The organism is Mycobacterium sp., from assembly GCF_050701675.1.
In the GTDB taxonomy this organism is placed as follows: Bacteria; Actinomycetota; Actinomycetes; order Mycobacteriales; family Mycobacteriaceae; genus Mycobacterium.
In genome coordinates, this window is record NZ_JBOGDD010000426.1 from 1 (window position 1) to 4,296 (window position 4,296).

Here is a 4,296-nt window from a genome sequence, read left to right on the forward strand (position 1 = left end):
CCGGTGACGTCCTGACGCAGTACGGCGGCATCACCGTCGAGGTGCTCAACACCGACGCCGAGGGGCGGCTGATCCTGGCCGACGCGATCGCGCGGGCGTGCGAGGACGGGCCCGACTACCTGATCGAGACGTCGACGCTGACCGGTGCGCAGACGGTGGCGCTCGGCTCCCGCACGCCCGGCGTGATGGGCAACGACGAGTTCCGCGACCGCGTCGCCGAATTGTCCCAGGAGGCCGGCGAGAACGGCTGGGCGATGCCGCTGCCCGACGAACTCAAGGACGACCTGAAGTCGACGGTGGCCGACCTGGCGAACGTCAGTGGCTCCCGCTACGCGGGCATGCTGGTCGCGGGCGTCTACCTGCGCGAATTCGTGGCCGAGGGCGTGCAATGGGCCCACATCGACGTCGCGGCGCCTGCCTACAACACCGGCGGGCCGTGGGGCTACACGGGCAAGGGCGGTACGGGAGTACCGACCCGCACCATGTTCGCCGTGCTCGAGGACATCGCGGAGAACGGCTAGTCAGGCCTGGCCCAGGTCGCGGCGGAGATCGCGGTCGCGTGCCTTGCGCTCGCGGTCGCGCAGTATCCGTTCCCGTGCGTCGTGATCCCGCATCCGTTGCGGATAACCGACCTTCTGCACGTCATAGACGGGAATCTTGAGCTGGTCGCTGAGCCGCCGGGCTCCCTTGTCGCCACCGGCCCGCCGCCGGGTCCATTCCCCGTCGGCCGCGACGAGACACACCGTGACGTCGGTGACGGTCGTCTTCGGTTCGACGAAGGCCTCGACGCCGTTGCGTTCGGCGACCCACTGACGCAGGTACTTCAGATCGGTGGCGGGGTCGTGACCGTTGGACGAGCGCTCGGAACCACGACGGAACCTGTCGAACAGCCCCAACTCGACCCAACTCCCTTCGCGCCTTTGACGGGCCTGCCGTCTTCTTGATCGGCTGCCGCCACTTTCGATAGTGCCAGAGGACGAACACGAGAGGTCTGCGACGACCGACGGGCGCGGACATGACAGGATGGGGACCGAGCATTTCGGCCCGTTACGAGCACCGTTCGAGGAGTCAACGCACATGGCCATCACCGTCCAGATGCCCGCACTCGGTGAGAGCGTCACCGAAGGGACCGTCACGCGATGGCTCAAACAAGAGGGCGACACCGTCGAGGTCGATGAACCTCTGCTGGAGGTGTCGACCGACAAGGTCGACACCGAGATCCCGTCACCAGCCTCCGGCGTGCTGACCAAGATCATCGCCAACGAGGACGACACCGTCGAGATCGGCGGCGACCTCGGCACCATCGGTGACGCCGCTGAAGGTGGCGACGAGAGCGCTCCCGCCGCCGAGGAGAAGGCAGAGCCGGAACCAGAAGCGGAGCCGGAACCAGAAGCGGAGCCCGAGGCCGAACCGGAGCCCGAGCCTGCGGCCAAGGTCGAGCAGCCGTCTGCTCCGCCCTCGTCAGGGGGCGGTGAATCCACGTCGGTCGTGATGCCCGAACTGGGTGAGTCGGTCACCGAGGGAACCGTGACCCGGTGGCTCAAGAAGGTCGGCGACAGTGTCGAGGTCGACGAGGCGTTGGTGGAGGTGTCCACCGACAAGGTCGACACCGAGATCCCGTCCCCCGTCGCGGGCACGCTGATCTCGATCACCGCCGAGGAGGACGACACCGTCGAAGTCGGTGGTGAGCTGGCCAAGATCGGCGCCGCGGGGTCGGCTCCCGCCAAGGAGCCGGAAGCCGAGCCGGAGCCGAAGCCCGAACCGAAACCCGCGCCGAAGGCCGAGGAACCGAAGCCGGAACCCAAGCCCGAACCCAAGCCCGAACCCAAGCCGGAGCCGAAGCCCGAACCCAAGCCGGAGCCGAAGCCCGAACCGAAGAAGGAGCCCGAACCCGAGGCGCCTGCCGCCAAGGCTCCTGCCGCTGCGGAGCCGTCGTCCGACGGCAGCCCGTACGTCACGCCCCTGGTCCGCAAGTTGGCCAGCGAGAATGGCATCGACCTGAGCTCGGTCAAGGGCACCGGCGTCGGTGGCCGGATCCGCAAGCAGGACGTGCTCGCGGCGGCGGAGGCCAAGAAGGCGCCAGCACCGTCGGCGCCGGCACCCGCGGCGGCTGAGGCCGCCAAGCCGTCTGCCCCCGCTCCGGCGCCCGCGCTGGCCCATCTGCGCGGCACCACGCAGAAGGCCAACCGGATTCGCCAGATCACCGCCAAGAAGACGCGCGAAAGTCTGCAGACCACAGCACAATTGACGCAGACACACGAAGTCGACCTGACCAAGATCGTGGCCCTGCGGGCTCGCGCCAAGGCGAGCTTCGCCGAACGCGAAGGCGTCAACCTGACGTACCTGCCGTTCTTCGCGGTGGCCGTGGTCGACGCGCTCAAGGCGCATCCGAACGTCAATGCGAGCTACAACGAGGACAGCAAGGAGATCACGTACTACGACGCCGAGCACCTCGGCTTCGCCGTCGACACCGAGCAGGGCCTGCTCTCCCCCGTCGTGCACAACGCAGGTGACCTGTCCCTTGGCGGGCTGGCCAGGGCCATCGCCGACATCGCGGCCCGGGCCCGATCGGGCAACCTCAAGCCCGACGAGCTATCCGGTGGCACGTTCACCATCACCAACATCGGCAGCCAGGGCGCCTTGTTCGACACCCCGATCCTGGTGCCGCCGCAGGCGGCGATGCTGGGCACCGGGGCGATCGTCAAGCGGCCCCGCGTCGTGGTCGACGGCAACGGCAACGAATCGATCGGCGTGCGGTCGGTGGCCTACCTGCCCCTGACCTACGACCACCGGCTCGTCGACGGCGCGGACGCCGGGCGGTTCCTGACCACCATCAAGCGTCGCCTCGAGGAAGGGGCGTTCGAGGCCGACCTCGGACTGTAGATCTCCCATGGGCATCGGAGCCGGGTCGCCGGCGACATCGGGCGGTGCCGTCATTGCGATTGCGGGATCCTCGGGACTGATCGGTTCGGCGCTGACGTCGGCGTTGCGCGCGGCGGACAATCGGGTGCTGCGGTTGGTGCGACGCGCACCGTCGAATGCCGACGAGGTCTTCTGGAACCCCGACACCGGGGAGTTCGACGCGAGCGCCCTGCGCGGCGCGGACGCCGTCGTGAACCTGTGCGGTGTCGGCGTTGCCAAGAAGCGTTGGTCGGGGGCGTTCAAGCAGAGCCTGCGCGACAGCCGGATCGGTCCAACCGAGGTGCTGTCGCATGCCGTCGTGGAGTCGGGTGTTCCCGTGCTCGTCAACGCGAGTGCGGTGGGTTACTACGGGGACGCCCGCGACCGGGTGCTCGATGAATCCAGCCCGGCGGGCGAGGGCTTCCTCGCCACGTTGTGCCAGGACTGGGAGGCTGCCACCGATTCGGCCGAGAGCGCAGGGGTTCGGGTGGTGCTGGTGCGCACCGGGCTGGTCCTGTCGCCGTCGGGTGGCATGCTCGCGCGGCTGCGGCCGCTGTTCTCCCTCGGGCTCGGTGCGCGGCTGGGAAACGGCCGCCAGTACATGCCGTGGATCAGCCTCGAGGACGAAGTGCGGGCCCTGCTGTTCGCGATCGGGCACGCCGACCTCGCCGGGCCGGTGAACGGGACCGGACCCGCGCCGGTGACCAACGCCGAGTTCACCGCGGCGCTAGGCCGGGCGGTCAACAGACCAACCCCCCTGCTGGTCCCCGGGTTCGGACTGCGCGCCGTGCTCGGCGAATTCGCGGACGAGGGTCTCCTCGGTGGACAACGCGCCATTCCCTCGGCGCTGGAGCGGGCCGGCTTCGAGTTCCACCACAACACCATCGGCGAAGCTCTGGGGTACGTCACCGCGCCGAAGGGCGCCTGACGTGCGTAGCCTCGAAGCCATGGCGGGAACATCGGTCCGGTCGGCCAGCACGGAGATCGACGTGCGGCGCCTGGGGTCCGTCGACTACCTCAGCGCCTGGCAGATGCAGCGCGAGCTCGCGGATGCCCGCGTCGCCGGCGGGCCGGACACCCTGCTGCTGCTCGAGCATCCTGCGGTCTACACCGCTGGCAAGCGCACCGAACCGCAGGAGCGGCCGGTCGCCTCGAGCACACCCGTCGTCGACACCGACCGTGGCGGCAAGATCACCTGGCACGGGCCCGGCCAGCTCGTCGGCTACCCCATCATCGGCCTCGTCCAGCCGCTGGACGTGGTGAAATTCGTTCGCCGCTTGGAAGACTCACTGATCGCCGTGTGCGCAGGCCTCGGCTTGAGCACCGGCCGCGTCGAACGGCGCACCGCCGAGTGGCTCCCTGCCGACGCCGCCCCGCCCGCGCGCAAGATCGGCG

At 69.2% G+C, this 4,296-nt stretch carries 4 protein-coding genes and 1 pseudogene; 4 read left to right on the forward strand and 1 reads right to left on the reverse strand.

Annotated elements, in window-relative coordinates; genetic code table 11:
* Positions 1-521 (forward strand): annotated as a pseudogene (locus tag ACRDUX_RS12895) (leucyl aminopeptidase); the annotation flags it as partial.
* Here the strand turns inward: ACRDUX_RS12895 and ACRDUX_RS12900 are convergent.
* Positions 522-896, reverse strand: a complete 375-nt coding sequence (locus ACRDUX_RS12900; RefSeq protein ID WP_526414420.1) for an oxidoreductase — start codon at positions 894-896, stop codon at positions 522-524.
* A gap of 181 nt (positions 897-1,077) precedes the next feature.
* On the opposite strand from ACRDUX_RS12900, the gene sucB reads away from it, so the two are divergent.
* From sucB to lipB, 3 genes are all read left to right on the forward strand, one after another.
* Positions 1,078-2,883 (forward strand): 2-oxoglutarate dehydrogenase, E2 component, dihydrolipoamide succinyltransferase, encoded by a 1,806-nt coding sequence (sucB, locus tag ACRDUX_RS12905; protein ID WP_526414421.1) that lies wholly within the window; start codon positions 1,078-1,080, stop codon positions 2,881-2,883.
* A gap of 7 nt (positions 2,884-2,890) precedes the next feature.
* Positions 2,891-3,829 (forward strand): TIGR01777 family oxidoreductase, encoded by a 939-nt coding sequence (locus tag ACRDUX_RS12910; protein WP_526414422.1) that lies wholly within the window; start codon positions 2,891-2,893, stop codon positions 3,827-3,829.
* 19 nt (positions 3,830-3,848) lie between these two features.
* Positions 3,849-4,296, forward strand: a 448-nt coding sequence (gene lipB / locus ACRDUX_RS12915; protein ID WP_526414423.1) for a lipoyl(octanoyl) transferase LipB, incomplete at its 3' end; no start/stop codon positions are given.

Bases quoted from the DNA above. Each gene is read 5' to 3' on its own strand.
- sucB (WP_526414421.1), top strand. From the start codon at position 1,078: ATGGCCATCACCGTCCAGATGCCCGCACTCGGTGAGAGCGTCACCGAA.
- ACRDUX_RS12910 (WP_526414422.1), top strand. From the start codon at position 2,891: ATGGGCATCGGAGCCGGGTCGCCGGCGACATCGGGCGGTGCCGTCATT.